This window comes from Nonomuraea sp. NPDC003707 (assembly GCF_053587055.1).
On record NZ_JBSFNK010000048.1, the window covers coordinates 1 to 26008 of the forward strand.

The 26008-nt window shown below is 70.8% G+C and carries 25 protein-coding genes; 16 read left to right on the forward strand and 9 right to left on the reverse strand.

Translation table 11 applies throughout. The features are described 5' to 3' along the window. Positions 1-197 (reverse strand): hypothetical protein (locus ACWDRB_RS59135; protein WP_449910344.1); only part of this gene is annotated, 197 nt, incomplete at its 3' end. Continuing rightward, complete coding sequence (locus ACWDRB_RS59140; RefSeq protein WP_449910346.1) at positions 194-1501, reverse strand: ABC transporter substrate-binding protein; 1308 nt, start codon at positions 1499-1501, stop codon at positions 194-196. The genes ACWDRB_RS59140 and ACWDRB_RS59135, both read right to left, overlap by 4 nt. Before the next feature lie 232 nt (positions 1502-1733). On the opposite strand from ACWDRB_RS59140, the gene ACWDRB_RS59145 reads away from it, so the two are divergent. Then, on the forward strand, positions 1734-2768 hold the full coding sequence (locus ACWDRB_RS59145; RefSeq protein WP_364257079.1) for a LacI family DNA-binding transcriptional regulator: 1035 nt from the start codon (positions 1734-1736) through the stop codon (positions 2766-2768). A gap of 15 nt (positions 2769-2783) precedes the next feature. On the opposite strand, the gene ACWDRB_RS59150 is transcribed toward ACWDRB_RS59145, so the two are convergent. Then, a complete protein-coding gene (locus ACWDRB_RS59150; protein ID WP_350740892.1) occupies positions 2784-3158 on the reverse strand; it encodes a DoxX family protein in 375 nt (124 codons plus the stop codon). Positions 3159-3280: 122 nt separating this feature from the next. Between ACWDRB_RS59150 and ACWDRB_RS59155 the strand changes: the two genes are divergently transcribed. Next, entirely contained in the window at positions 3281-3826 is a 546-nt protein-coding gene (locus ACWDRB_RS59155) for a MarR family winged helix-turn-helix transcriptional regulator (RefSeq protein ID WP_449910349.1), read from the forward strand. Beyond that, positions 3823-4707 carry a dioxygenase family protein gene (locus ACWDRB_RS59160; RefSeq protein ID WP_449910351.1) on the forward strand — a complete coding sequence of 295 codons (885 nt, stop codon included), beginning with the start codon at positions 3823-3825 and terminating at the stop codon, positions 4705-4707. The genes ACWDRB_RS59155 and ACWDRB_RS59160 overlap by 4 nt, the downstream gene beginning before the upstream one ends. A gap of 37 nt (positions 4708-4744) precedes the next feature. Here ACWDRB_RS59160 and ACWDRB_RS59165 read toward each other — a convergent pair whose 3' ends face one another. Next, positions 4745-5776, reverse strand: coding sequence for a LacI family DNA-binding transcriptional regulator (locus ACWDRB_RS59165; RefSeq protein WP_449910353.1), 1032 nt, complete (start codon positions 5774-5776; stop codon positions 4745-4747). 286 nt (positions 5777-6062) lie between these two features. Between ACWDRB_RS59165 and ACWDRB_RS59170 the strand changes: the two genes are divergently transcribed. From ACWDRB_RS59170 to ACWDRB_RS59210, 9 genes are all read left to right on the forward strand, one after another. Continuing rightward, positions 6063-7346: an ABC transporter substrate-binding protein gene (locus tag ACWDRB_RS59170; protein WP_449910355.1), complete on the forward strand. Its 1284-nt coding sequence runs from the start codon at positions 6063-6065 to the stop codon at positions 7344-7346. A gap of 7 nt (positions 7347-7353) precedes the next feature. Further along, entirely contained in the window at positions 7354-8307 is a 954-nt protein-coding gene (locus ACWDRB_RS59175; protein ID WP_449910358.1) for a carbohydrate ABC transporter permease, read from the forward strand. Continuing rightward, complete coding sequence (locus tag ACWDRB_RS59180; protein WP_449910360.1) at positions 8304-9140, forward strand: carbohydrate ABC transporter permease; 837 nt, start codon at positions 8304-8306, stop codon at positions 9138-9140. The genes ACWDRB_RS59175 and ACWDRB_RS59180 overlap by 4 nt, the downstream gene beginning before the upstream one ends. Before the next feature lie 20 nt (positions 9141-9160). Next, entirely contained in the window at positions 9161-11437 is a 2277-nt protein-coding gene (locus ACWDRB_RS59185) for a glycoside hydrolase family 3 N-terminal domain-containing protein (protein ID WP_449910362.1), read from the forward strand. Between the two features lie 2 nt (positions 11438-11439). Continuing rightward, the gene (locus tag ACWDRB_RS59190; protein WP_449910364.1) at positions 11440-12942 is read left to right on the forward strand and encodes a glycoside hydrolase family 43 protein; all 1503 of its coding nucleotides are present in this window, start codon (positions 11440-11442) and stop codon (positions 12940-12942) included. A gap of 324 nt (positions 12943-13266) precedes the next feature. Next, positions 13267-14472 (forward strand): cytochrome P450, encoded by a 1206-nt coding sequence (locus ACWDRB_RS59195; RefSeq protein ID WP_350740909.1) that lies wholly within the window; start codon positions 13267-13269, stop codon positions 14470-14472. Positions 14473-14479: 7 nt separating this feature from the next. After that, the gene (locus ACWDRB_RS59200) at positions 14480-15172 is read left to right on the forward strand and encodes a TetR/AcrR family transcriptional regulator (RefSeq protein WP_449910367.1); all 693 of its coding nucleotides are present in this window, start codon (positions 14480-14482) and stop codon (positions 15170-15172) included. A gap of 213 nt (positions 15173-15385) precedes the next feature. After that, complete coding sequence (locus ACWDRB_RS59205; protein WP_449910369.1) at positions 15386-15613, forward strand: hypothetical protein; 228 nt, start codon at positions 15386-15388, stop codon at positions 15611-15613. Positions 15614-15711: 98 nt separating this feature from the next. Continuing rightward, the gene (locus tag ACWDRB_RS59210) at positions 15712-16083 is read left to right on the forward strand and encodes a winged helix-turn-helix transcriptional regulator (protein ID WP_449910371.1); all 372 of its coding nucleotides are present in this window, start codon (positions 15712-15714) and stop codon (positions 16081-16083) included. Positions 16084-16093: 10 nt separating this feature from the next. Here the strand turns inward: ACWDRB_RS59210 and ACWDRB_RS59215 are convergent, their stop codons facing one another. Further along, entirely contained in the window at positions 16094-17017 is a 924-nt protein-coding gene (locus ACWDRB_RS59215; protein ID WP_449910373.1) for a TIGR03619 family F420-dependent LLM class oxidoreductase, read from the reverse strand. Between the two features lie 208 nt (positions 17018-17225). Between ACWDRB_RS59215 and ACWDRB_RS59220 the strand changes: the two genes are divergently transcribed. Next, on the forward strand, positions 17226-18494 hold the full coding sequence (locus ACWDRB_RS59220) for an SGNH/GDSL hydrolase family protein (protein ID WP_449910375.1): 1269 nt from the start codon (positions 17226-17228) through the stop codon (positions 18492-18494). 81 nt (positions 18495-18575) lie between these two features. Here the strand turns inward: ACWDRB_RS59220 and ACWDRB_RS59225 are convergent, their stop codons facing one another. From ACWDRB_RS59225 to ACWDRB_RS59240, 4 genes are read right to left on the reverse strand one after another with little or no spacing between them, the layout of a single operon-like run. Continuing rightward, positions 18576-20477 carry a hypothetical protein gene (locus ACWDRB_RS59225; protein WP_449910377.1) on the reverse strand — a complete coding sequence of 634 codons (1902 nt, stop codon included), beginning with the start codon at positions 20475-20477 and terminating at the stop codon, positions 18576-18578. A 20-nt stretch (positions 20478-20497) separates the two neighbouring features. Beyond that, positions 20498-21379, reverse strand: coding sequence for a carbohydrate ABC transporter permease (locus ACWDRB_RS59230; protein WP_350740923.1), 882 nt, complete (start codon positions 21377-21379; stop codon positions 20498-20500). Next, positions 21366-22238 (reverse strand): carbohydrate ABC transporter permease, encoded by an 873-nt coding sequence (locus ACWDRB_RS59235; protein WP_350740925.1) that lies wholly within the window; start codon positions 22236-22238, stop codon positions 21366-21368. The genes ACWDRB_RS59230 and ACWDRB_RS59235 overlap by 14 nt, the downstream gene beginning before the upstream one ends. Continuing rightward, positions 22235-23584 (reverse strand): ABC transporter substrate-binding protein, encoded by a 1350-nt coding sequence (locus ACWDRB_RS59240; protein ID WP_363982234.1) that lies wholly within the window; start codon positions 23582-23584, stop codon positions 22235-22237. The genes ACWDRB_RS59235 and ACWDRB_RS59240 overlap by 4 nt, the downstream gene beginning before the upstream one ends. A gap of 124 nt (positions 23585-23708) precedes the next feature. Between ACWDRB_RS59240 and ACWDRB_RS59245 the strand changes: the two genes are divergently transcribed. The 3 genes from ACWDRB_RS59245 (at position 23709) to ACWDRB_RS59255 (ending at position 25910) form a co-directional block, all read left to right on the forward strand. Continuing rightward, positions 23709-24482, forward strand: coding sequence for a FadR/GntR family transcriptional regulator (locus tag ACWDRB_RS59245; protein ID WP_449910381.1), 774 nt, complete (start codon positions 23709-23711; stop codon positions 24480-24482). Positions 24483-24562: 80 nt separating this feature from the next. After that, positions 24563-25063: a SigE family RNA polymerase sigma factor gene (locus tag ACWDRB_RS59250; RefSeq protein ID WP_355211169.1), complete on the forward strand. Its 501-nt coding sequence runs from the start codon at positions 24563-24565 to the stop codon at positions 25061-25063. Between the two features lies 1 nt (position 25064). Next, positions 25065-25910 carry a hypothetical protein gene (locus ACWDRB_RS59255; protein WP_449910383.1) on the forward strand — a complete coding sequence of 282 codons (846 nt, stop codon included), beginning with the start codon at positions 25065-25067 and terminating at the stop codon, positions 25908-25910. Positions 25911-26008: the final 98 nt, after the last annotated feature.

A 26008-nucleotide genomic window follows, 5' to 3' on the forward strand; every position in this document is an offset into this window, starting at 1 on the left:
CTGTCGAACAGGGTCCAGCGGGTCAGCGCGAAGTAGAAGGCCATCACCGTCGGCACCAGGAAGATCACCAGGTAGACGACGGCGGCCGGCAGGTAGAGCGCGTACGGGTAGGCCGACTTGCGCTTGGCCGGGCCGGCGGGCGGCCGCGCGAGTGCCGGGCCGGGCCCCGAGCGGGGCCCGGCGTCCTGCCTGGTCACCACCCCGCGAGCCCCAACTGCTTGGCCTGCTTCTCGACATCCTTGTCGTACTGGGCCGCCCCCTCGGCGGCCGGCGTCAGCCCCGAGCCGACCGCGACGGTGATCTGCTCCAGAGACGGACCCTTGACCGGGGACAGGAACTCCAGCGCGGGCGCGGTGGCGCTCTTGTCGATGTACGCCTGCAGGTCCTTGGCCACCTGCACGGCGTCGTCCGGCAGCTTGGCGCCCGTGATGCGGTACGGCCCCGAGGGCTGCACGACCTTGCTGACCGCTTCGGTCGCGGCCGGCGAGGCGACGAAGGCCAGGAACTTCTTGGCCGCGTCCAGGTTCTTGGTGGTCTTGGGGATGTAGACGCCGCCCGGCTCCCAGAGGGTGGCGCCGTTCTTGGCCGGGTCGGTGCCGGGGACGCCGAAGAAGCCGACGTCGGTGGCCGCCTGCGGCATCGTGTCCACCAGCGGCGGCACCTGGGCGCTGAGCATCGGGTAGTGCGCGCCCTTGCCCTCGACCAGCATCTTCATGCCCTGGTCGGCGGTCGCCGAGCCGAAGCCCTCGCTGAGGTAGCCCTTGGCCTTGACGTCGGCCAGGTGCTGGAACCCGGCCAGCGCCGCCGGCGTGGTGGCGAACTTGGCCTTGCCCGCGGTGTAGTCGGCGGCGAAGTTCGGGACCGCGGCCTGCACGTTGTAGAAGTCGCCGAGCACGAACAGCTGTGAGGTCCAGGTGTCCTTGAACGTCGAGATCACCGGCGCGATCCCGGCCGCCTTGATCTTCTCGTTGTTGGCCATGAACTCGTCCCAGGTCTTCGGGACCTGCAGGCCGAGCTTCTCGTAGACCTTGCGGTTGTAGAGGATGCCGCCGCCCAGGGCGGTGCCGGAGGGCACGCCGAACACGTGGTCGCCTTGGCTCACCACCGGCAGGAAGTCCTTCTGGACGTTCTGGATCGCCGGGTCGCCGGCCAGGTCGACCAGGGTCTGCGACGGGTTGAGCGCTTGCAGCAGCGACCCGGAGTTGTACGCGAACACATCCGTCATGTCGCCCGTCGAGAGCCTGGTCTTGACGATGTTGTCGCCCTCGCTGCCGGGCGGTCGCGTCTCCATCTCAATCTTGATCTTGGGATTGGCCTTCATGAAGGCTTCCGTCATGGCCTTGGCCGTGTCGACCGAGCCCTGGCCGTTGTCCACGAGGTATTTCAGGGTGACCGTGCCGTCGGCTGCCGGCTCGGCGCCCGAGCTTGAGCCGCAGGAGGTCAGGGCCGTCATCGTGAGAACGGCCAGAGCCGCTCCCAGCGCGCGGTGAGAGGTCTTCACAACGCCCCTCCGGGTCCGTTGAATCGTTTTAACGCCCCCCGATGCGAGTTAACGTAAGCGTTACAGGGCCTGGCGGTCAAGGCTCGATTTGAGGAACGGTCCCCAATCGTGATCCACGTGGAGTGGGTGGACTCTTGGATATCCGATCTCTTGAATGGGTAACGTTATTCATCGCGGCACCGGCCTGGAGCTCGTACAATCGGGTCGCGTCGAGTCGAACGGGGTGCGTCACATGGTCACGCGCGACGGGCGGCGACGGGTGACGATCACCGATGTGGCGAGCCACGCCCGGGTCTCCACCACCGCCGTGTCGAAGGTGCTGCGCAATGCCTACGGGGTCAGCGAGGCGATGCGCGTCAAAGTGCAGGCCGCCATCGACGAGCTCGGCTACCGGCCGCAGGCCGCGGCCCGGGCGATGCGGGGGCGCACGTTCACGTTCGGCGTGGTGCTGCCGCACATCAGGAACCCGTTCTTCGCCGACATCCTCGACGGCTTCGACGAGCAGATCGCGGGCGCCGGCTACCAGGCCATCATCGTCCAGGGCAGCGGCAGGGACGCCGAGGCCGAGGTCCGCGCCATCGACGCGCTGGTGGACCGGCAGGTGGACGGGATCCTCGTCGTCGCCGCCGTCATCGCCAGGGCCCGCCTCGAAGAGATGGCCAGGAACACGCCCACCGTCGTGCTCGGCCGCCACGACCGTTCGGCGGTCTACGACTCCGTGCTCGACGACGACGAGGCGGGGGCCGAGCTGGCCGTCGAGCATCTCATCGCGCTCGGGCACCGCCGCATCGCGCACATCACGCAGAAGGACGTCGGAGCAGTCCGCTCGGTGACGCTGCTGCACACCATCAGGGCCAGGACGTACGAGCGGGTGATGGCCGAGCACGGCCTGGCCGAGCACATCGCTCTCGCCGCCACCGCCTACACCGAGGAGGGCGGCCACCAGGGGACGTGCGAGCTGCTGGCCCGCACGCCCCGGCCCACGGCGATCTTCGCCGGCGCCGACCAGGCGGCCTTCGGCGCGCTCGCGGCCATTCACGAGGCCGGGCTGGCCGTCCCCGGCGACGTCTCCGTGGTCGGTTACGACAACGCCCGCGCGGCGGCCCTTTCCCACATCTCGCTGACCAGCGTGGACCAGGACGGGATCATCATGGGCAAGACGGCGGGGCGGCTGCTGCTGGAGCGGATCGAGGGTCGCACGACGGCGGTGCGCTTCTCCGTCACGCCCACCCTGGTGACCCGCCGCTCCACCGCCCCGCCCGCCTGACGCGCGGGCGTCAGGTCAGAAGGAGTACGGGCCGAAGCGGCCCCAGGCCACGACGGCGGCCAGCAGGAGGAGCACCGCGTTGATGGCGATCCCCTGGTATTCCTTGCGGCGGACGTGTACGACCGCGGCCCCGATCATGACGATGACCAGGCCGGCGGCGGCCAGCGGCGTCAGCACCGGGACGATGCCCAGCGCCGCGGGCAGGATGAGCCCGATGCCGGCCAGCACCTCCAGGGCGCCGATGCCCTTGACGGCGCCGGCGGAGAAGTCCTCCGTCCAGGCCAGGCCGGAGGTGGCCAGCTTCTCCTTCGGCTGGGACAGCTTCATCAGCCCGGCCCCGAGGAAGGCCAGGGCGAGGAGGCCGGCGATGATCCACAAAACGACGTTCATCGGGAGTCCGATCGATGGCGAGATGACTTAAAGCTTCAACCGGAAGATACGCACGTCGCACTTGAAGCGTCAAGCGTGAGTGGACGCGTGATCACTTGATTCATCAAGTTAGAGTGGAGAACATGGAGCACCCTCAGGAGCCGCGCTGGCTGACCGCCGAGGAGATGGAGAGCTGGCTGGCTCTGGTCACCGTGCTGATCAAGCTGCCGGCCGCGCTGGACGGGCAACTGCTGCGCGACGCCGGGATCAGCCACTTCGAGTATCAGGTGCTGGCGGGGCTGTCGATGACCCCCGAACGCACCATGCGCATGAGCGACCTGGCGATGATCTCGGAGGGGTCGCTGTCCCGCCTGTCCCATGTCGTCAACCGGCTGGAGAAACGCGGCTGGGTGCGCCGCACGCCGGACCCGGACGACGGCCGCTACACCCTGGCCATCCTCACCGGGGAGGGCTGGGAGAAGGTCGTCGAGACCGCCCCCGGGCACGTCGAGGCCGTACGCGGCTTGGTCTTCGACCCCCTCACCAAGGCGCAGATCCGGCAACTGCGCGAAATCGGCCGCCGCATCACCCACGCCATCGACCCCGGCGACGGCTGCCTCGACCGGCACCCGGCCACCGCGCGCCCGGAGCCCGACCCCGACCCCATCCCCAACCGGGAGCCCTCATGACATCCATCCTCAACCCGGACATCCCCGCCGGGGCCTACGACGCGTTCCTGCCCGGCGCGCTGCCCCGGGCGCGGGCCCAGCGCCCCTGGACGCCCGCCGACGGCCCGCTCCCCGCTCTCTACCTCAGCCACGGAGCGCCCCCGCTCTTCGACGACGGGCCCTGGATCGGCGAGCTGTTCGCCTGGGCGCAGTCGCTGCCCAAGCCCAGGAGCATCCTCATCGTCTCCGCCCACTGGGAGGCCGCGCCGCTGGCCCTGTCCGCGCCTGCCGCCGGCACCCCGCTGGTCTACGACTTCGGCGGCTTCCACCCGCGCTACTACGCGATGACGTACGACACCCCCGACGCCGGCGCGCTCGCCCGGCGGGTGGCCGCGATGATGCCCGACAGCGAGCCGGTCCACCAGCACCCCAGCCGCGGCCTCGACCACGGGGCGTGGGTGCCGCTGATGGCCATGTACCCGCTGGGCGACATCCCGGTGCTGCAGCTCAGCCTGCCGACCCACGACCCCGACCGGCTGCTGGAGCTCGGGGCGCGGCTGGCCCCGCTGCGGGAGGAAGGCGTGCTGGTGATCGGCTCGGGGTTCATGACGCATGGGCTCCCCTTCGTCACCTCGGAGATGCTCCACCGTGGTGTCGTCCCCGCCTGGTCCTCCGACTTCGACGCCTGGGCGGCCGACGCCCTGGCCAGGGGAGACGTGGGGGAGCTGGCGGCGTTCCGGACCCGCGCGCCCGGCATGCCGTACGCGCATCCGACCGTCGACCACTACATTCCGCTGTTCGTCACGCTGGGGGCGGGCGGCCGGGTGGACCGGCCGGTGACGACGGTCATCGACGGCTACATGATCGGATTCTCCAAGCGGTCCTTCCAGACGGTCGCGTAGCGCCCGATACGTACGGCAAGAATCCAGAAAGTTTCGGTCAGCGTGACGGCGGCGCGGTGCTGGCGCGGACGATCAGTTCGGTGCCCAGCTCGACCCGGGTCTGCGCCAGCGGCTCGCCCTGCGCGAGCTTCATGAGCATGGCGGTGGCCGTGGCGGCCATCTCGGTGAGCGGCTGGCGGACCGTGGTCAGCGGCGGGACCGCCCACTCCACCGAGGGCAGGTCGTCGAAGCCGACGACGCTCAGGTCACCGGGGATGCGCAGGCCCAGCTCGTAGGCGGCGCGATAGACGCCGACGGCCTCCCCGTCGTTGCAGGCGAAGATCGCGGTCGGCGGGTCGGGCAGGCGCAGCAGCCGGTGGGCCTGGGCCAGGCCGCCCTCGATGATGAAGTCGCCCGAGCCGATCAGCTCGGGGTCGACGGGCACCCCGGCCAGGTCGAGCGCGGTGCGGTAGCCGTCGAGGCGGGCCCGGCTGGACAGGGCCCAGTCGGGGCCGGTGATGACGGCGATGCGGCGATGGCCGAGGTCGATCAGGTGGCGGGTGGCCGACAGGCCGCCGCTCCAGTTGCCCGCGCCGACCGAGGGGACGCCGGGCCCGGGGTCGCCCGACGGGTCGAGCAGCACGATGGGGATGTCGCGGGTGACGAGCTGGTCGCGCTGCTCCTCGGTCAGGCCGGAGAACACCGCGATCACGCCCGCCGGGCGGCGGCTCAGCACGCCTTCGATCCAGCCGTGCCCGGGGCCGGAGCGCTGCTGCATGTCGGAGATCACCACGGCCAGGTGATGCTCGCGGGCGACCTGGTCGACCCCCTTGATCATCTCGATCGGATAGTCGCCGCCCAGAGCGTGGAACACCACCTCCACCAGGGCTGACGCGTTGACCCGCCGGCGCTGCCGGCGGTAGCCGTGGCGGCGGATGAGGCCCTCGACGAGGGCGCGGGTCTCGGGGGCGACCTCGGAACGGCCGTTGACCACCTTGGAGACGGTCGCGGTGGACACGCCGGCCAGCTCGGCGAGCTGCGTGATGGTCAGCGGCTGGGGCGTGGCGGACGGCTCCTCGGTGGCGGTCATGGCCGCAGTCTAACGGGATGGTTTCGGAATCTGGGACCGATTGTTTCGGCGATCTTACGAGGAGGTTCTTGACGGGTTTCGGGAATTCGACCTAGAGTCCGGGCTTAACGATCGGACATTCGACCGAAACTTTCCGACGCGCTGGCGGACCCCCCATTCGAAGGAGCGCGGCATGCACCGACCTGTCTCCGAACGCGGGGTGACGGCAGCACCCGCCGCGCCCGCCCACTACGTCCTCGCCACAGCGCTCCGCCCCTGAGCGCCGGACCCACCGAAAGAGACCGACGTGAAGTTCCGCAACGTAACCCCGGTCGTGCTCGCCGCGGCCCTCGCCCTGTCCACGGCCGCCTGCGGAGGCGGTGGTGGCGGCACCCCGTCCCAGCCGTCGGGCGGCGACAGCAAGTCGTTCGAGTTCTGGTCGTTCTCCGGGATCAACCAGAAGGCCTCCGTCGACGACTACCTGAAGCAGAACCCGGGCGTGCAGATCAAGCTCACCGAGGTGGGCAGCTCGGTCGAGACGGCGCAGGCGCTCACCACGGCGCTGGCCGGCGGCAAGGTGCCCGACCTCGTCCTCATCCAGGGCGACGACCTGCCCAAGTTCGTCCAGCAGCCCCAGAACTTCTACGACCTGCGCCAGCTCGGCGCCGACAAGGTCAAGGGCGACTACCTCGACTGGGTGATGAGCGCGAGCACCGCCAAGGCCGGCGAGATCATCGGCATCCCGACGGACGTGGGCGGCATGGCCGTCGCCTACCGGGCCGACCTGTTCAAGGAGGCCGGGCTGCCGACCGACCGCGAGGAGGTGGGCAAGCTCTGGCCCACCTGGGACGCCTTCATCGAGACCGGCAAGAAGTACACCGCCAAGACCGGCAAGGCGTTCGTGGACAACGCGGCCACCAGCGTGTTCTACCAGGCGGTCAACCAGGGGCCGCAGAAGTACTACGACCCCTCGGGCAACGTCGTCTACAGCACCAGCCCGCAGGTCAAGGCGGCCTTCGACGTGGCGCTCAAGGCCGCGCAGGCCGGGATCACGGCCAAGCAGAGCTCGTTCTCCGAGGGTTGGAGCGCGGGCATGGGCAAGGGCCAGTTCGCGGTGATCTCCGCGCCGTCGTGGATGCTGGGCGCGATCCGCAGGAACGCCCCCGACACCAAGGGCAAGTGGGACGTCGCCACCATCCCCGGCGGGGCGGGCAACTGGGGCGGCAGCTACCTGGCGATCCCCAAGGGCGCCAAGAACGCCAAGGCGGCCTGGGAGTACATCACCAAGACCCAGTCGCCGCAGGGCCAGCTGACGCACTTCGTCGACTCCGGCTCGCTGCCCACGACTCCGTCGGTCTACAAGGACGCCCAGCTCACCGGGCTGAAGGACGAGTTCTTCTCCGGCGCGTCGATCGGCACGATCTACACGAACTCGCTGCTCGGGCTCAAGCCGTTCTACATCGGCCCGGACAGCTCCGCCATCGGCCAGGAGCTGCAGAACGCGATCACGAACGTCGAGCAGGGCAAGGGCGACCCCGCCAAGGCGTGGGACTCGGCGCTGGCCAACGTCAAGACGGCCATCGGCAAGTAGGACCAGCGTGACGACGAGCCTCAGCACGTCGCGGGCGGTGGAGACGCCGCCCGCGCTCACGACTCGGGTGCGGCAGAGTATCGGCGAGCGCATCGCCCCGTACTTCTACATCGCCCCCTTCTTCCTGATCTTCGCGGTCTTCGGCCTGGTTCCGCTGCTGTTCACGTTCTACGTGGCGCTGTTCGACTGGAACCCCATCGGCGATCACGTCTTCATCGGCTTCGACAACTTCAGCCGCCTGCTCGCCGACGCCCGGTTCTGGAACGCGCTCAAGAACACGATCAGCATCTGGGTGCTGTCCACCGTCCCGCAGCTGGTCCTGGCGCTGCTCCTGGCCCACCTGCTCAACCACGCGCGGCTGCGGCTGGCGGTCTTCTTCCGGATGTCGATGCTGGTGCCGTACATCACCTCGGTGGCGGCCACCACGATCGTCTTCGCCCAGATGTTCGACCGCGACTACGGCCTGCTCAACTGGCTGCTCGGGTTCGTCGGCGTGGAGCCCATCGACTTCAAGCAGTCGGTCTGGGGGAGCCACCTGCTGATCGCCGTGATGGTGACCTGGCGCTGGTTCGGCTACACGACCCTGCTCTACCTGGCCTCCCTGCAGGCGATCCCGCGCGCGATCTACGAGGCGGCCGCGGTGGACGGCGCCGGTGGGTGGAAGCAGTTCCGGCACATCTCGATCCCGTCGCTGCGGCCGGTCATCGTGTTCACGGTCGTGACCTCGACGATCGGCGGGCTGCAGATCTTCACCGAGCCGCTGCTGATCTCGCGGGCCGCGCCGCTGACGTGCGGCCCGGTCCGGCAGTGCCAGACGCTGACGCTCTTCCTGTACGAGCAGGGCTTCGGCCAGTTCCAGTTCGGCTACGGCGCGGCCATCGGCGTGGCCCTGTTCGTCCTCGTCATCGTCGCCGCGACGGTCAACTACCTCCTGTCCACCCGCATCCGCCCGGAGCGATGATGACCGCCACCAAGAGCAATCGGGTCCGCTGGTGGACCTACCTCCTGCTGGGGCTGGCCGCGTTCGCCTGCATCTTCCCGCTGTACTGGATGTTCGTGGTGGCCACGACCGACACGGCGACCGCCACCCAGCTGCCGCCGGAGATCGCGCCGGGCGGCAACTTCTTCCACCTGGCCGAGCTGGTGTTCACGACCGTGCCGTTCGTACGCTCGATCGTCAACAGCCTGATCGTGGCCGGGACGATCGGCGTCGGGCACGCGGTGCTCTGCTCCCTGGCTGGGTTCGCCTTCGCCAAGCTGCGCTTCCCCGGCCGCAACGTGCTCTTCCTGATCGTCGTGCTCACCATGACCGTGCCCACGCAGCTCGCGGTCATCCCGCAGTACATGATCATCTCCGCCCTGGACTGGGTGGACACGTTGCAGGCCCTCATCGTGCCCGGCCTGGCCAGCGCGTTCGGCATCTTCTGGATGCGCCAGCACCTGTCCACGACGATCAGCGACGAGATCCTGCAGGCGGCCCGCATCGACGGGGCGAACACCTGGCAGATCTTCTGGCGCATCGCGTTCCCGCTGGTGCGGCCGGCCGCGTTCGTGCTCGGGCTGCTCGGCTTCGTCACCTCGTGGAACGACTTCCTGTGGCCGTTCATCGTGCTGAAGTCGCCCGAGATGTACACCGCGCAGATCGCCATCAAGGCGCTGCAGAACAGCCTCGACGTCGACCTCGGCCTGGCCATGTCGGGCTCTTTCCTGGCCACCCTGCCGCTGCTGGTGCTCTTCGTGTTCGTCGGCAGGCGGATGGTGGCGGGGATCATGGACGGCGCCTTCAAGGGCTGAGAACTCACATTAAGGAAGTCATGACATTCGTGAATGAGCCGTGGCGTGACCGCGGCCGCCCGTCCGCCGAACGCGTCGAGGCCCTGCTGGCCGAGATGACGCTGGAGGAGAAGGTCGCGCAGCTCGGCTCCGTGTGGATCCAGACCGACGACCCCGGCAACGTGGCGCCCCTGCAGGACCGCTTCGCCGCGGTGGAGGGCCTGGAGGAGCGGCTGGCCGACGGGGTCGGGCATCTCACCCGCGTGTACGGCACCGCGCCGCTGTCCGCGGCCGAAGGTGCGGCCCGGCTGCGGGAGCTGCAGGAGCGCGTGGTGGCCTCGAACCGGCTCGGCGTGCCCGCGATCGCCCATGAGGAGTGCCTGACCGGGTTCGCGACGTTCGGGGCGACCGCGTACCCGACGCCGCTGGCCTGGGCGGCGACGTTCGACCCCGGTCTGGTCGAGCGCATGGCGGCGGCGATCGGCGCCGATCTGCGGGCCGCGGGCGTGCACCAGGGCCTGTCGCCGGTGCTGGACGTCGTACGCGACTATCGCTGGGGGCGGGTCGAGGAGACGCTGGGCGAGGACCCGTACCTGGTGGGCAAGATCGGCGCGGCCTACGTGCGCGGGCTGGAAAACGCCGGGATCATCGCCACCCTGAAGCACTTCGCCGGCTACGCGGCCTCGCGCGCGGCCCGCAACCACGCACCCGTCAGCATCGGGCCGCGCGAGCTCGCCGACGTGATCCTCCCGCCGTTCGCGATGGCGCTGCGCGAGGGCGGCGCGCGTTCGGTGATGAACTCCTACACCGACCTCGACGGCGTCCCGGCCGCCGCCAGCGCGGACCTGATGCGGCGGCTGCTGCGGGACGAGTGGGGGTTCGAGGGGACGGTGGTGTCGGACTACTGGTCCGTCCCGTTCCTCGCGTCCATGCACCGGGTGGCCGAGGACGTCGCGGCGGCGGGCGCGATCGCGCTGTCGGCCGGGATCGACGTGGAGCTCCCCGACACCCGCGGGTACGGCCGCAACCTGGTCGAGCAGGTGAAGGCGGGCCACGTCGACGAGGCGCTCGTGGATGAGTCGGTACGCCGCGTGCTCCGGCAGAAGGTCGACCTCGGCCTGCTGGACGGCGGCCCGCTCGTCCCGGACGGCGCCGAGGACGTGGACCTGGACAGCGCGCGCAACCGGGAGCTGGCCGCCGAGGTGGCGGAACGTTCCATCGTGCTGCTGTCCAACCCCGGCCGGGCCCTGCCCGTCGACCCGCTCGCGACCCGGCGGCTGGCGGTCATCGGGCCGTGCGCCGACGACCCGCGTACCCTCATGGGCTGCTACTCCTTCCCCAACCACGTGCTCGACCGCTTCCCCGAGAGCGGCATGGGCCTGCCGGTCGCCTCGATCCTGGAGGGCCTGACGGCCGAGTTCCCCCACGCCGACGTGCGCCACTGCCTCGGAGCCGAGGTGTCGGGCGACGACGCGTCGGGGATCCCCGAGGCCGCCGAGGTCGCCGCCCAGGCCGACCTGGTGCTGCTGTTCGTCGGCGACCGGGCCGGGATGTTCGGCGGCGGCACGTCGGGCGAGGGCTGCGACGCGGCCGACCTGCGGTTGCCCGGCCGCCAGGCCGACCTGGTCGAGGCGGTGCTCGCGACCGGCACGCCGACCGTGCTGGTCGTGGTGTCGGGGCGGCCTTACGCGCTCGGCGCCTACCAGGACCGGGTGGCCGCCGCGGTCCAGGCGTTCTTCCCCGGGGTCGAGGGTGCGGCCGCGGTCGCCGGCGTGCTCAGCGGCCGGGTGAACCCGTCCGGGCGGCTGCCCGTGCAGATCCCGTACTCGCCGTTCGTGAACCCGTCCACCTACCTCCAGCCGCCCCTGGGGCAGAAGGCGGAGGGCATCACGGTGCTCGACCCGACCCCGGCCTTCCCCTTCGGGCACGGGCTGTCGTACGCGGCGATCACGTACGAGGCCATGCGGACGTCGAGGGCGGAATACGGCACGGACGGCGTGGTCGACGTGCGGGTGACCGTGCGCAACGACGGTGACCGGCGCGCCGAGGAGGTCGTGCAGGTCTACGCCACCGACCCGGTGGCCCAGGTCGCCCGGCCCGTCCAGTGGCTGGTCGGCTTCGCCCGCGTGCCCCTGGACGCGGGGGAGAGCCGCGAGGTGGTCTTGGAGGTGCCCGCCGAGGCGTTCTCGTTCACCGGGCTCGGCGGGCGGCGGCTCGTCGAACCGGGGGAGATCGTGCTGTCCTCCGGGCCGTCGGCCGCCGACCTGCCGCTGAGCGCGTCCATCCGGCTGGTCGTCGATCCCGGGAAGGAGGGCTGAACATGCGCACGTACGGCAACCCCGTCGTCGCCGGGTTCCACCCGGACCCCAGCGTGTGCCGGGTCGGCGAGGACTACTACCTGGTGTGCTCCAGCTTCGAGTATTTCCCGGGCGTGCCGATCTTCCACAGTCGCGACCTCGTGCACTGGCGCCAGATCGGCAACGTCCTCGACCGGCCCTCGCAGCTGAGCCTGCCGGCGGACGTGCCCGCCTCCGGCGGCATCTACGCGCCCACCATCCGTCACCACGACGGGCGCTTCTATGTGATCACCACCAACGTGAGGGCCGGCGGCAACTTCATCGTCACCGCCGAACGCCCCGAAGGCCCCTGGTCCGAGCCGGTCTGGATCGACCTGCCCGGCATCGACCCCGACCTGACCTGGGACGAGGACGGCTCCTGCTGGTGCGCCTTCTCCGGCACGCAGGTGGCGCGCGTCGATCCGGCCGAGGGCAAGATGCTGGAGGGGCCGTACCAGGTCTGGTCCGGCACGGGTGGGAAATATCCGGAAGCGCCGCACCTCTACCAGGTGGACGGCTGGTGGTACCTGCTCATGTCCGAAGGCGGCACCGAGCGCGGCCACGCCGTCTCGATCGCCCGCGCCCGCTCGCCGCGCGGCCCGTTCGAGCCCGGCCCGGTCAACCCGATCCTGACGCACCGCGGCACCGACCGGCCCGTCCAGAGCACCGGCCACGCCGACCTCGTGCAGGCCGCCGACGGGACCTGGTGGATGGTCCTGCTCGGCACCCGCCCGCGCGGCTACACCCCCGAGTACCAGGTGCTCGGGCGGGAGACGTTCCTCACGCCCGTACGGTGGGAGGACGGCTGGCCGGTCGTGGGCCCCGTCGAGGAACGCCACCCGGCGCCCGCCGCCTGGCACCCGCTCCCGCCCGAGGCCTCCCGCGACGACTTCGACGAGCCCTCGCTACGGCCCTGCTGGATCTCGCCGCGCGGCCGCCCGGACGGCTCCTGGTCGCTGACCGAGCGGCCCGGCCGGCTGACCCTGCACGCCACCGGCCCGACCCTCGACCGCCCCGGCCACACCTTCATCGGCCGCCGCCAGCAGCACCACGACTGCCGCGTCACCGCCCTGCTGGAGCCGGGTGAGGGCACGGCCGGGGTGTCGGTCCGGATGGACGAGGCCCACCACTACGACCTGGAGGTCCAAGGGGGGCTGGTGCGGGTGGTCGCGCGCATCGGCCCGCTCCGGCAGTGCCTGGCCGAGCGTCCGGTGCCGCCTGGGCCGCTCACGCTCGCCCTCGACATCCGCACCCGCGACATCCTGCCGCCGTCCGTCATCTCACCGGCCGGCGAGCCGGTGGGGGTGGACGGCCGAGGGCCGGACACCATCGCCTTCTCGGCGGACGGCACACTCCTGGCCGAGCTGGACGGGCGCTACCTGTCCACCGAGGTGGCCACCGGGTTCACGGGGCGGGTGATCGGGATGTACGCGACGGAGGGGAGCGCGAGCTTCGACTGGTTCGACTACCGGCCCGCCGACCACTAACCGGCCCGCCCACCCTTCGGGAGGAGCGGCTTGGGGCGTGATGGGCGGCGGAGGCGGGCTGCCTCCGCTCCCCGGAGGACGGCAACGCCGTACGGGGTCCTCTCCTCCCGAGGGACGCCAACCTCGTGCGGCGAGCCCCCGAGGGACGCCAACCCGGTGTGGCGGCTCCCTCCTCCCGAGGGACGGCAACCCTGTGCGGCGGCCCCTTATCTCCCCCCGGAAGGACGGCAACCTCGTGCGGTGGGACAGGGGTTTAAGGTGCTTCCCTTATTAAGGCAGTCGCCTTAGGGTTGAGGGCGACTCGTCAACGACAATGGGGGCGTCATGACCGAAACCATGCCCGATTACCCCTTCCCGCGCACGACGGCACTGGAGCCGCCGAAGGAGTGGGCCGAGCTGCAGGACCGCTGCCCCGTGGCCCACGTGCGGCTGCCCAGCGGCGACGCCGCCACGCTGCTGACCCGCTACGACGACGTCCGCGCGCTGCTCACCGACACCAGCTTCCAGCGCGGAGGCGAGGGCGCGGCGCGGGTGTCCACGACGGACGACGGCGGGATCTTCTCCCGCAGTAGCACCACCCGCATGCGGGAGGGCGAGGACCACCTGCGGTGGCGGCGGCTGCTCAGCAAGTCCTTCACCATCCGCAAGATGGAGTCCTGGCGCCCCCGGGTGCAGCAGATGACCGACGAGCTCATCGACGACCTGCTCAAGTCCGGCTCGCCCGCCAACCTGTCGGTCCAGCTGGGCCTGCCGCTGCCGGTGCGGGTCATCTGCGCCCTCGTCGGCGCCCCCAGCGAGGACCAGGACAAGTTCGCGCACTGGTCCCAGGTCATGCTGACGCTGACGCGCTACACGCAGGAGGAGGTGCTGAAGACGTACGAGGAGTTCGGCGCGTACACCTCCGCCCTCGTCGAGGAGAAGCGGACGGACCCCGGCGACGACCTGCTCAGCGAGCTGACCCAGATCTCCGACAGCGAGGACGGCCGGCTCAGCCACGAAGAGCTGATCACCACCGTGATGGCGCTGCTGCTGGCCGGGCACGAGACCACGTCCAACATGATCGCCATCATGGCCGCGATGCTGCTCGCTGAGCCGGAGCGCTACCAGGCGGTCGTCGACGACCCGGAGCTGATCCCCGGCACCGTCGAGGAGGTGCTGCGGCTGGACAGCACGCTGAGCGTGGTCGGCTTCCCCAGGGTCGCCACCCAGGACTCCGAGTTCGCCGGCACCGCGGTGCCCGTGGGCAGCACCGTCATCCCGTGCCGGCCCGCGGCCAACCGGGACCCGCGCAAGTTCGCCGATCCGGACGCGTTCGACCCGCGCAGGGACAACGCCAACCAGCACCTGACGTTCGGCGCGGGCCCGCACTACTGCCTCGGCCAGCCGCTGGCCAGGCTGGAGCTGCAGGTCGTGCTCGGCACGCTCGCCCGCAGGCTGCCCACCCTGCGCCTGCGCGACAGCGCCGACGAGCTGAAGCTGCGCACCGGACTGCTGTCGGGCGGGCTCCAGGACGTGTGGGTCACATGGTGAGCTCGCGATGACCGTTCAGGCGTCCGCGCGCGCGGTGACCGCCAGGAGCGCGATCATGCGTGCGGCGGAACGCCTGTACGCCACCGAAGGCTTCGCCGGGGTGTCGATCCGGCAGATCGGCGAAGCCGCCGGGCAGCGCAACAAGTCCGCGGTGCAGTATCACTTCACCTCCCGTGACGAACTCGTCAAGGCCATCCTGGCCGAGCACGCCGAGGCCATGGAGGTGCACCGGCAGGCGATGATGAGCCGGCTCGGCGATCCCGGTGAGATGTCGCCGCGCGACCGGATCCGCTGCGTCGTCCTGCCCCACATCGAACGCCACGTCGACCTGGGCGTCCCCTCCTGGTACGGCCGCTTCCTCGCCCAGGTCGTCGTCGAGCCCGCGCTGCGCGAGTACGCCGTCAGCGTCCACCTGGAGCGGCCGTCCCTGCGTCGCCTGTACGACGCCACGCGGGAGCCGGGCGAGCCCGATCCAGGCCGGGCCGCACGGCGGGAGGCCATGACCCGCGTGCTCATCGTGCACATGTGCGCCGAACTGGAACGCGACCTGGCCGCAGGCGACACCACCGCATTGGGACGAGATCTGGCCACCGGTCACGCCACCGCCGCGTCCGCCGCGACGGCCTGGCGGCGGCTGGGCGACGACCTCGTCACGGCGGTCTGCGGCCTCCTCGGCGCCCTGCGATCCGACCCACGCTGACCGCCGTCCAGGGCCGGCCACCGGGCAAGGCTGGGCGGCGCGCTTGTCCGTGACTTGGCCGCGGGTTGGGCGCGGCTCGGCTCGCGTCCAAGAAGTCGCGAAGTCCGCGACAAGTGCGTCTGCCTAACGTTGCCCCGTGGACGCCCAGCAGGGCATCCGGACCCCCGCCGGGCGGCGGGGTGCTCATCCGCCTTCTCCCGGGAGGGGCCGCAGATGCCAGGCGAGACTTTCATCCTCACCACGGACGGGGACGCGCGCGCCGAGCGGGTGGCCGTGCTGATCGAATCCCGCTGGGCCGAGATCGCCGACGGCCGGACGGCGCCGCGCGGCAACCCGTACCTGAGGGGCCTGATGTCCGCGCTGCTGTGGGCGGCGCTGGCCGTGCTCGGGTCGGTCATGTACGTGTTCGGCTGGGTGCTGTTCGGCGGCGGCGGCGCGTGAGAGGGCAGGTCACGGGGCTAGGCTCGCAATGAGCTAGTGTGCTATGGAATCAATAGCACGCCCGGTTCCGGGTGGTACCGGGAGGTAGGCTGGTCACCATGGCTGAACACGTCTCCGAGACCGTCGCGACGGACGGGAGCCCGCATGGCATCTCGTGCGACGTGCAGTTCGTCGATGTGTTCAAGGTGCTCGGCAAGCGCTGGAACGGCATGATCCTCGTCGCGCTGATGCAGCGGCCCGCGCGCTTCGGCGAGCTGGCCAAGTCGATCTCCGGGATCACCGACGGCATCCTGTCGGATCGCCTGCGGGAGCTGATGGCGGCGAACCTCGTCGAGCGCCAGCTGGCCGACGGCCCCGCCACGGCGGTCCTCTACCGGCTCACCCCCATCGGCGAGGACCTGCGCGGCGCCTTCCAGGAGCTGCACGCCTGGGCCGCCCGCAACAACATCCACGAGCAGTGCGCCCCCTGATCGGCGGGCTTCAGCGCCGGGCGAGGTCGATGAGCTCGGCGTAGAGGCCAAGTGTCTCGTCGATGCCCGGCTCGCTCTCGGGGCTGCGGCCGGACGTGGCGAACAGGACGTGGTCCACGCCGGTGCCTTCGAGCCCGGCCAGGTCGTCGGCGATCTGGCGCGGCGAGCCGCCCAGGAACGGCCGGTCGTCACCCATCGGCTCGGCGGTGATCGGCACGTTGGCCCTGGCGACCACGGTGACCGACTCCGGGTCGCGGCCGAACTCCTCGACCGCCGCCCGGAAGGCCCTGCCGAGGCCGAGCAGCGCGTCACGCGAGACGGCCACCGGATTGAGCCCGTCGGCGATGCGGGCCGCCCGCCGCACCCCGCCCGGCGTCATCGCGCCCAGCAGGATCGGCACCCGCGCCTGCACCGGCTTGGGGTTGATCTCCGACTCGGCGATCCGGGTGAACTTGCCGTCGTACGAGACGGGGTCCGGCCCCCAGCAGGCCCGCATGGCGGCGACGACCTCGTCCATGCCGGGCCCGATCCGGCTCATCGGCACCCCGGCCGCCTCGAACTCCTGCGGCATCCACCCCTGGCCCAGCCCGGCGACGACCCGCCCGCCGCTGAACCGGTCAAGGGTGGCGAAGCGCTTGGCCAGGACGGCGGCCGGGTGCAGCAGGGCGTCGATGATGCTGGTGCCGAGCTTGACGCGTGAGGTGAGCGCGGCCACGTAGCTCAGCGTCTCCAGCGGCTCGTAGGTCTGCCGGTAGACCTCGGGCACGGGCTGCGGCTCCCCGCCGCCCATCGAGACGGGCGCGACGGGCCGCAGCAGCCTCTCGTAGGTCCACACCGAGTCGTACCCGAGTCGTTCGGCCTCGCGTGCGACGCGGGCGATGTTCTCCGGGCCGGCCAGCGGGCCCGACGTGGGCAGGGCGATACCTAGTTCCATGCTCGAAGCGTACTATATTTTTCGTAGTTCGCTAGGCAAGGGTAAGTAAACTTCGGGACCTGTAGTTTATCTGCGCGCGGCCCGGAAGGCGCGGATCGGCCGGTCGCGCAGGATGTTCCGCCCCCGGCATTGACCGCGAGGGCGGCGTGTCATACCTTCCCTACCGAAATGTTCGATTTCTGCCCGAAATTTTCGGGAGGCCAGATCTATGGGTAGGGCGCTGAAGTTGGCCGTCGTCGCGGTTCTGGGACTCGCCATGGGCACTGCCGGGGTGGCCGACGGGGCGGCGTCGCCCGGTGGGCACTGGGTCACCACGTGGACGGCGATGCCGCAGCTCACCGAGCCGGGCAACCTGCCGCCCGCGCCGTACACGCAGGAGAACCTGGTCCTGGCCGACAGCACCCTACGGCAGACCCTGCGGGTGTCGGTCGGCGGGCAGCGGTTCCGGCTGCGCCTGTCCAACGCGTTCGGCGGCGCGCCGCTGCCTGTCACCCGCGTCACCGTGGCGCTCCCGGGCGGCGGGAAGGCCGGGGTGAGCGCGATCCGGCCGGAGAGCGTCCGCCCGGTGACGTTCTTCGGCCGGCCATCAGCGGTCGTTCCGGTCGGGGCGCAGGTCGTGTCCGACCCGCTCGACCTCACGCTGGCCGCGGGCACCGTACTGACCGTGACCCTCTACCTGGCCGACGGCCAGGCCTCCACCGCCGTCACCTCGCACCCCGGCTCCCGGACCACCTCCTACCTCGCCAGGGGCAATCAGGCCGACGCGGCGGACCTCACCGGCGCCACCCCCGTCGACCACTGGTACTTCCTGAGCGGCCTCGAGGTCTGGGCCAAGCCCGCCACGGCGACGCTGGCCCTGGTCGGCGACTCGCTGACCGACGGCAGGGGCTCCACCACCAACCGGAACAACCGCTGGCCCGACCAGCTCTTCGACCGCCTGCAGGCCGACCGCCGCACCGCGGGCGTCGCCTTCGCCAACCAGGCGGCGGGCGGCAACCGCGTGCTCAACGACGGGCTGGGCCCCAACGTCCTGGCCCGCCTCGACCGCGACGTGCTCGCGCAGAGCGGCGTGAAGTGGCTGATCCTCTTCGAGGGTGTCAACGACATCGGCACCGCGGACGCCACCCAGGAGGCCCAGAAGAGGATCGCCGACGAGCTGATCGCCGCCTACGACCAGATCGTCGCGCGCGCTCACGCGCAGGACATCCGGGTGTACGGGGCCACGATCACACCCTTCGGCGGCAGCTTCTACGACGACGCCCAGGGCTACCGCGAGGCGGCCCGGCAGACGGTCAACGACTGGATCCGCGCGAGTGGCGCGTTCGACGCGGTGATCGACTTCGACCGGGCGCTGCGGGACCCGGCCGATCCCCGGCGGATGCTCGCGACCTTCGACGTGGGCGACCATCTGCACCTGAACCCGACGGGCTACAAGGCGCTCGCGGACGCGGTGCCCGCGCGGTTGCTGCACCGGTAGCGCCCCCGTTCCCCGACCCGCCGCACCCGTGCGACCCTCCGTACTGAGGGGCCCATCGGAGGAGGGGGCGGGGAGCGGGCGTCAGTCCCAGGGTTGCCGGTAGGACGGCTGGTAGGCGTGGAGGCGCAGGCGCAGGGTGAGGGTGACGGTGGTGCCGGCGGGCAGCTCCACCGTCAGGTGCGGGCCGTTCACCGGGGTCTCGGTGACCGACCGCACCGGCTCGTGGTGGACGTACTCGGTGTCGTGGCCGGTCCAGCCCGGCTCGGCGGCCGTGGCCGCGACGCCGGCGATCTCGTGCTCCCCGAACGCCCCCGCCTGCACGACCAGCACTCGGTCGGCGGTGGCGGAGAGGTTGACGAGCGTGACCACCGTGGCCTCGGGCTCGATCGAGCTGACCAGCGCCGCCACCTGCTCGGGCACGCCGGGACGGCGGCGCACGGCGTCGAAGTAGCGGACCCTGGCCTGCTGCAGGCCCCCGTTGTAGATGACCTGCGGCCCGCCCCACATGAGCTGCGTGAGGGCCTCGGTCACCACGGGGTTGACGTTCTGCCAGAGGTGGATGTCCGACTCGGGCAGGTCGCGGTCGGCGTTGTCGAGCAGCAGGGCGATGCGGCGGCGGGCCTGGGCGTGCGCGGCGGCGAGGATCCGCTCGGGATAGCCGGGGTTGTCGCCGCACAGGTACGCGTACCAGGGCTCCTCGTGCCCGGCCTCCTCCTTGTCGCGGAACGGCCGCACCGTGGCCCAGTCATAGCCGGTCGCGGCGCGCAGCGCGTCCAGGCGGGCGCGGTCCTCCGGGGCGCCGGTGTGGTGCCAGAGCGCGAGCGGCACCGAGGTCTGGACCGGGTTGTAGTCGAACCAGCCCTTGTCGCTGTGCCGGTAGGGGACCAGCAGCGTCGGCACGTCCACGTCGGAGCCGAGGTGGGCGCGCCAGCGGCCCTGGTTGGCCGAGTCGCTCTGGCTGAACGGCAGCTTCACGCCCCTGGCGATGACCGCGTCCAGCAGCGACCTGATGAGGTCCAGGTAGCCGTCGTCGCGGGTGGCCAGGGCGGCGCTGAGGGCGCCGACGGCCGTCGCCTGGCCGATGCTGTACATGCCGTGCGGCCAGGTCCAGCCGTAGTGGCCGCCGTACCAGCGCCCGTCCAGCAGGCTGCCGACCACGCCGTCGAGGCCGACGTTGTCGGGGACGACGCCGCCGTTCTCCTCGGCCCGGCGCCGCCAGGCTCCGACGTACTCGCGCAGCCAGGCGGCGTAGCGCTCGTCTCCCGAGACGAGGTAGGCGTTGCAGACCAGGCCGGCCACGCTGAGGTTGCCGACCGCGTCGCCCCGGCCGAGGCGGCGCTGCATCTCGGCGCCCAGGCGGGGGTCGTCGGCGAGCGGCGGCACGGGCTCGCCGTCGGGGACGAGCCAGTCCAGCGGGTAGCCGTACTGCGCCGCCTCCGCCGCGGTCCACGGGTACGCGGGCGAGCCGGACACCCCTTCCCGCGCCCCCCGGCTGCCGTTGTGCGGGGCCTTGATGATGCGGTGCGCCGGGTCGTAGTTGCCCTTGGCCGGGTCGAGGTAGAGGTCGGCGAACCTGGCCGCCCGCCCGGCCCAGGCCGCCGGGTCGGCGGCGGTCAGGAAGTACGTGAACAGCAGGCTCTCGCCCTGGTGGAACCAGTCGTAGCCGATCTCGAACTCGTCGGCGAACATGCCCAGCTCGGTCATCTGCCCGACGACGCCGTGCCAGTGCCGGGCGCTGCCGTCGAGCAGGTCGTCCGCGCCGCCCAGCAGGTAGAGCTGCGGCCAGTTGAAGAACGGCTCGAAGAAGTCGTCCGCGCCGTCGCGGGAGGACAGCCGGCCGGAGTACCGCAGCGAGCCGTCCGGCCTGGTGTAGCGGTCGGAGAACAGCCGCCACCCGCTGTCCAGCAGGTCGAGCAGGGCACGCTGGGCCAGCGCCCACGCCGGGGGGTCGAGGACGGGGACGCTGGCTTTCACGACGGTCATGTAACTCCTAGGAGAGGCGGTCATCCCTTGGTCGCGCCGGCGGTCAGCCCGGCGACCAGGAAGCGCTGGGAGAAGAGGAACACCAGCAGCACGGGAGCGATGGACAGCAGGGTCGCCAGGACGAGCTCGGGCGGCTGCACCTCGGCGTTGGCGCCGACGACGGGGTTGAACGTGGGGGTCGCGGCCAGCATCTGCGTGAGCCCGACCTGCATGGGGTAGTTGTCGCTGTCCGGCAGCATCACGTACGGCAGGAAGAAGTTGTTCCAGTTCGTCACGAAGCTGAAGAAGGCGACCAGCGCGACCACCGGCTTGGCCAGCGGCAGCGCCACCCGCAGGAACGTCGCGCTCTCCCCGCACCCGTCCAGCCGCGCCGCGTCGAGCAGCTCGCCGGGGACGCTGGTGGAGAAGTAGATGTACGTCAGGTAGACGCCGAACGGGAAGAACGACATCGGCAGCACGACCGAGGCCGCCTGGTTGACCAGGCCGACGTAGCTGAGCTCCAGGAAGATCGGCAGCACCAGCGCGGTCCCCGGCATCAGCATCACGACCAGCGTGACGATCAGCAGCAGGCGCCGGCCGGTGAAGCTCATGAGCGCCATCGCGTAGCCGGCGGGGATGCTGACCAGCAGGGTCAGCGCCACGGAGAACGCCGCGTACGTGACGGAGTTGCCCATCCAGGTCAGCACGGCGCCGTCCTGGAAGGACATGAGGTGCTGCCAGTTGGTGACGAGCGAGCCGAGCGAGCCCGGCGACAGCGGGTTCCCGTGGATCAGGTCGGCCGGGCTCTTGGTCGAGGCGAGCACCAGCCACAGCATGGGGAGGACGAAGAACACCGCGAATACCAGCAGGAACGCGATGACGAGCACTTTCGCGACAGCCCGCGCGGGGTCAGTCCGTGTCAAAGAGACCTCCCCGCGCGACGAACAGCCCGGCGCAGCACAGCGCCACGATGAGCAGGTCGACGGCGATCGCCGCGGAGCCGTTGAAGTCGTTCTGGTTGAAGGCGTACAGGTACGCGAGCTGGTTGATCGAGTAGTCGTTGCCCACGACGCCGAAGCTGGCCTGGGAGATGAGCTGCGGCTCGACGAAGAGCTGCGTGCCCGCCGCCAGGGACAGGATCAGCATGTAGACGATCCACTTGCGCAGCATCGGCAGCTGCACCCGCAGCGCGATCTTCACCGGCCCGGCGCCGTCCACCCGGGCGGCCTCCATGAGCTGGTGGGGGATCGTGTTCAGCGCGCCGTACATGACCACGATCCAGCCGCCCGCGCCGGTCCAGAACGCGATCAGGGTGAAGATCCACGGCAGGTGACCCGGCGAGATCACCTGCACGAAGGTCTCGCCCCAGAGCGCGCGGACGAGGTCGTCCACCGGGCTCACGGACGGGTCCAGCATGAACAGCCAGAGCAGCACGCTCGACGCGCCCGCCAGCGCGCCGGGGACGTAGTAGACGAACCGCAGCGCGGCCCGCGACCAGCCCGCGGTGAGCCGGTGGACCAGCAGCGCGAGCAGCAGGACCAGCACGGTCAGGGTGACCAGCCAGAGCACGAGGTAGGTCGCCACGTGCTCGACGGCGGCCAGGAACCGGAAGTCCTGCGCGGTCCTGACGAAGTTGGCGAAACCGGTGAAGACGCCGCGGGCATCGGTGAAGGCCAGATTGAGCGCGTACACCGTGGGCACGATGCCGAACGCGACCAGCAGCACCACGTACCCGGAGACGAAGACGTGCCCGGCGGAGAGCCGCAGTCTCGATCCGGTCACTTGGTGACCTGGTAGCCGAAGACCTGGGCCTGCTGCTCGATGGCCGTCTGCCACTCCGGCAGCAGCGACTCGACCGTCTTGCCCGCGGTCTGCCCGGGAATGACGGTCTTGGCCCAGACCGCCTCCTGGCTGAACTCGGGGGAGCCCCAGCCGGGCCACACCTGCCCGGCCGCGGCCGAGATCGGGCCGGCGAGGTCGCCGGCGTAGTAGCCGCTGTCCTGCTGCTTCTTGATCCACTTGGTCGCGGCGGGCGCGTACGCGGGATAGCCGGGGGAGAGCTCGACCTGGTACGCGTCGGCCGTCGCGACCCAGCCGATGAAGTCCTTGGCCGCGTCGAGGCGCGCGCTGTGCCGCGACAGCCACCAGGTGCCGCCGCCGACGTTGCCGGTCACCGGAGTGCTCTGGTCGGACCAGCGCAGGGCGTCACCCACGGCCAGCTCGCCCTTCGGGGTCTTGAGCGTGCCCTGGAAGACCGCGCCGCCGTACCACGCCGGGCCGGGCAGCATGAGCACCTTGTCGCCCTGGCTCTTGGCGAACTCGGGGCCGAACAGGGACAGCATCGACATGGTCTTGTTCGCGACGAGCTTGTCCATCATCTTCGCGGTGCGCACGCACTTGGGGTCGGTCGCCTTGACGGTGATGGCCTTGGGCCCGGTGACCTGGTTGGCCGGGCACTCGCCGCCCCACATGTAGATCTCCGGGGCCCACGCGTCACCGGCCGTGCCGATGATGTAACCGGGGTGCTCGGCGGCCACCTTCTCGCCCAGCGCCTGGTACTCCTCCCAGGTGGTGGGCAACGTGTAGCCGAACTTGTCGAGCAGCTTCTTGTTGTACCAGAGCACCACCTGGGCCAGGTCGTTGCGCAGGCAGTAGACCGTGCCGTCCACGGTGCACACGTCGAGCGCGCCCTTGGCGAAGCCGCTCAGCGTGGCGTCGTCGAGCAGGCCCTTGTTGAGCGGGGCGACGAACGCGTTGTCGCCCTGCGAGGCCCAGGAGGCGGTGTTGTTGTCCGTGGTGAACACGACGTCCGGCCAGCCCTCGCCGGCCCGGTCGAACAGCTGCACCTTGGTCTTGAGCGTGTTGGAGCCGTTGGCGTTGCCGTCGTAGGTGACGATGTCCAGCTGCACGTCGGGGTGTGCCTTCTGGTACGCCTTCGCGGCGTCGAGCCGGGTGGAGTCCACCCACACCAGGAGCTTGCCGGCCTTCTGCTCGGCGGGGGCGAAGCCGTACTGCGATCCGGCGGAGCCGGTCGGCTTCGCCTGGGTCGGGGCGTTCGGGGGAGCGCAGGCCGCGACGGCGAGCAGGGCCGCTGCCGCGGTGACCGCCAGGTGGGTGCGTCGTCTCATGGGGCTTCCTTCGGACAAGGCGGCTTGAGGTACGTAAACGCCGTGTTTCGGGATATGACATCATACGTGTGACGTATTCACAATGCCCTACACTGAAGGGCGTTCAGGCGGACGGGAGGATGCGTTGACTCAGCACGCGACTACGGGGCCGTGGGATTCGACGCGGGATCCGCAGCCGCCCGAGCGGGCCGGCAAGCGGCCACCGCGCCGGGTCCGCGGGGCCAAGCTGGGCACCACCGTGGTCGAGCAGCTGGTCGACGACATCGTGCGCGGGGCGCTGCCGCCCGGCACGGCGCTCCCGCCCGAGGCCGACCTCTGCGAGGAGTTCGGGGTCAGCCGGACGGTGATCCGCGAGTCGGTCAAGGTGATCCAGGAGAAGGGCCTGGTCAGGATCGAGCACGGCCGCGGCACCCAGGTCACCGACCCCCGGCAGTGGAACCTGCTCGACGACGTCGTGCTCACCGCCGTCATCGCGCACGACGAGAACGTGACGTTCCTGGACGAGCTGGTGTCCGTGCGCACCGCGCTGGAGGCGGAGATGGCCGCGGCCGCCGCCCTGGCGCGCACCCCCGACGACGAGGAGCGCATCGGGGCCGAGCTGGCGGTCATGCGCGCCAACCTCGCCTCCACGCCCGACTTCGCCGCCGCCGACGTGCGCTTCCACGACATGATCATGGCCGCGTCACGCAACCGGCTGGGGCGGGCCATCGTCAACAGCATCCACGACAAGGCCCGGACGAGCATGCTCTACCACGGCGAGTACAACGAGGCCGTGATGCGCCAGACGCTGGCCGAGCACCAGGCCATCAAGGACGCGATCGCGGCCGGCGACCAGGAGGGGGCGGCGGCCGCGATGCGCAAGCACATCACCGATTCCTGGAACCGCCGCCGCCCGTAATAAGCCCCGTAATAAGCCCTGACGCCATAGATCCGCGGGTCCGGCTCCATCTGGACGGGTGAGACCAGAGGAGAGCCCTTTTGCACCCCGACCAGCAGCGAGATTTCACCGAGTTCGTCGCCACGCGCTCGGACAGCCTGATCAGGCTCGCGTACGTGCTGACCAACGACCAGCACGCGGCCGAGGACCTGCTGCAGACGGCCCTGGCGAAGACCGCCGGACACTGGCGGCGGATCCGGGACAACCCGGAGGCGTACGTGCGCCGCGTCATGTACCACGAACAGGTCGGACGGTGGCGAAGTCCGCGCTGGGGCCGCGAACGGGTGGTCGAGGCGCCTCCCGACCGGGCCACGGGCGACCGGACCGGCGAGGTCGACACCCGCCTCAGCCTGGATCAGGCGCTGCGCGCCCTGCCGCCGCGCAAGAGGGCCGTCCTGGTGCTGCGCTACTACGAGGACCTGCCGGAGTCCGAGGTCGCCAAGATCATGCGCTGCTCGGTGGGGACCGTGCGCAGCCAGACCCACCAAGCCGTCGCCCGGCTGCGCGAGCTGGTCGGCGAGAACGTCACCCTGGAGGCCTGAGATGACCATCGACGAACAGCGGATCGCCGCGGAGTTCCGGCGGATGGCCGCCGAGGCCAGGCCCGTGGACGCCCTCGCGCACGCCCGGCGGGCGCGGACCGGCGCGCTGCGGCGCCGGCGCGCGGCGTGGTCGCTCGCCGGGCTCGCGGCGGCCGCCTCCCTGGTCACGGCGGTGATCGTCGTGCTTCCCTCCGGCGATTCCGGCCCGGACACCGCGGCGGAGGTCGCCCGGCTGCCGCAGAACACTCCTGAGCAGTTGCAGGTCGTACGCGAGTGCATGCCCAAGGGCGGCCCCGTCCACAACATGGACGGCAACCTGCGCCTTCCCGAGCAGGGCTCGGTGGAGGACTTCCGGGTGCTGGCCGAATACCGGGACAAGAAGGGCATGACCGCCCTGGTCGGCAGCCTCGCCGGCTTCGTCCTGTGCACCCCGACCACGCAGAAGGACATGGCAGAGAGGGCGGTCTTCACGTACTGGGGGTTCAAGCCGCCCGGGGACCTGACCGGCTTCCAAGGAGATCTCCAGGTGGACGCGTACACCTCGCACACGCATTCGTACGCGACGGGGCCGCAGCGGGTCCAGCACGACGACATGTACCGGGTCGTCGTCGGCCGGGTCACCTCGGGCGTGCGCCGGGTGGAGATCGACTGGGCGGACGGGCGGCGCACCGACGCGCGGCTGGCCGGCGGCTTCTTCATCGCCCGGGTGCCGGGGAAGCTGGCGCGGGATCCCGAGGACGGGTCGATGACGCTGCTGGACTCCCCGCCGGTCACGGTCACCGCGTACGGCTCGCAGGACCAGGTGCTGGGGCGGCAGAAGGACGTGAAGTTCGGCCCCCTGGGCTAGGGGAGCGGCTACTGAGATCGTCGGCGGTCGTCGGCAAAGAGTTCGTGCGGACGTCCGCGACACGCCGTAGCGAACCGCTCTTTGCTGGCATTAGTGGG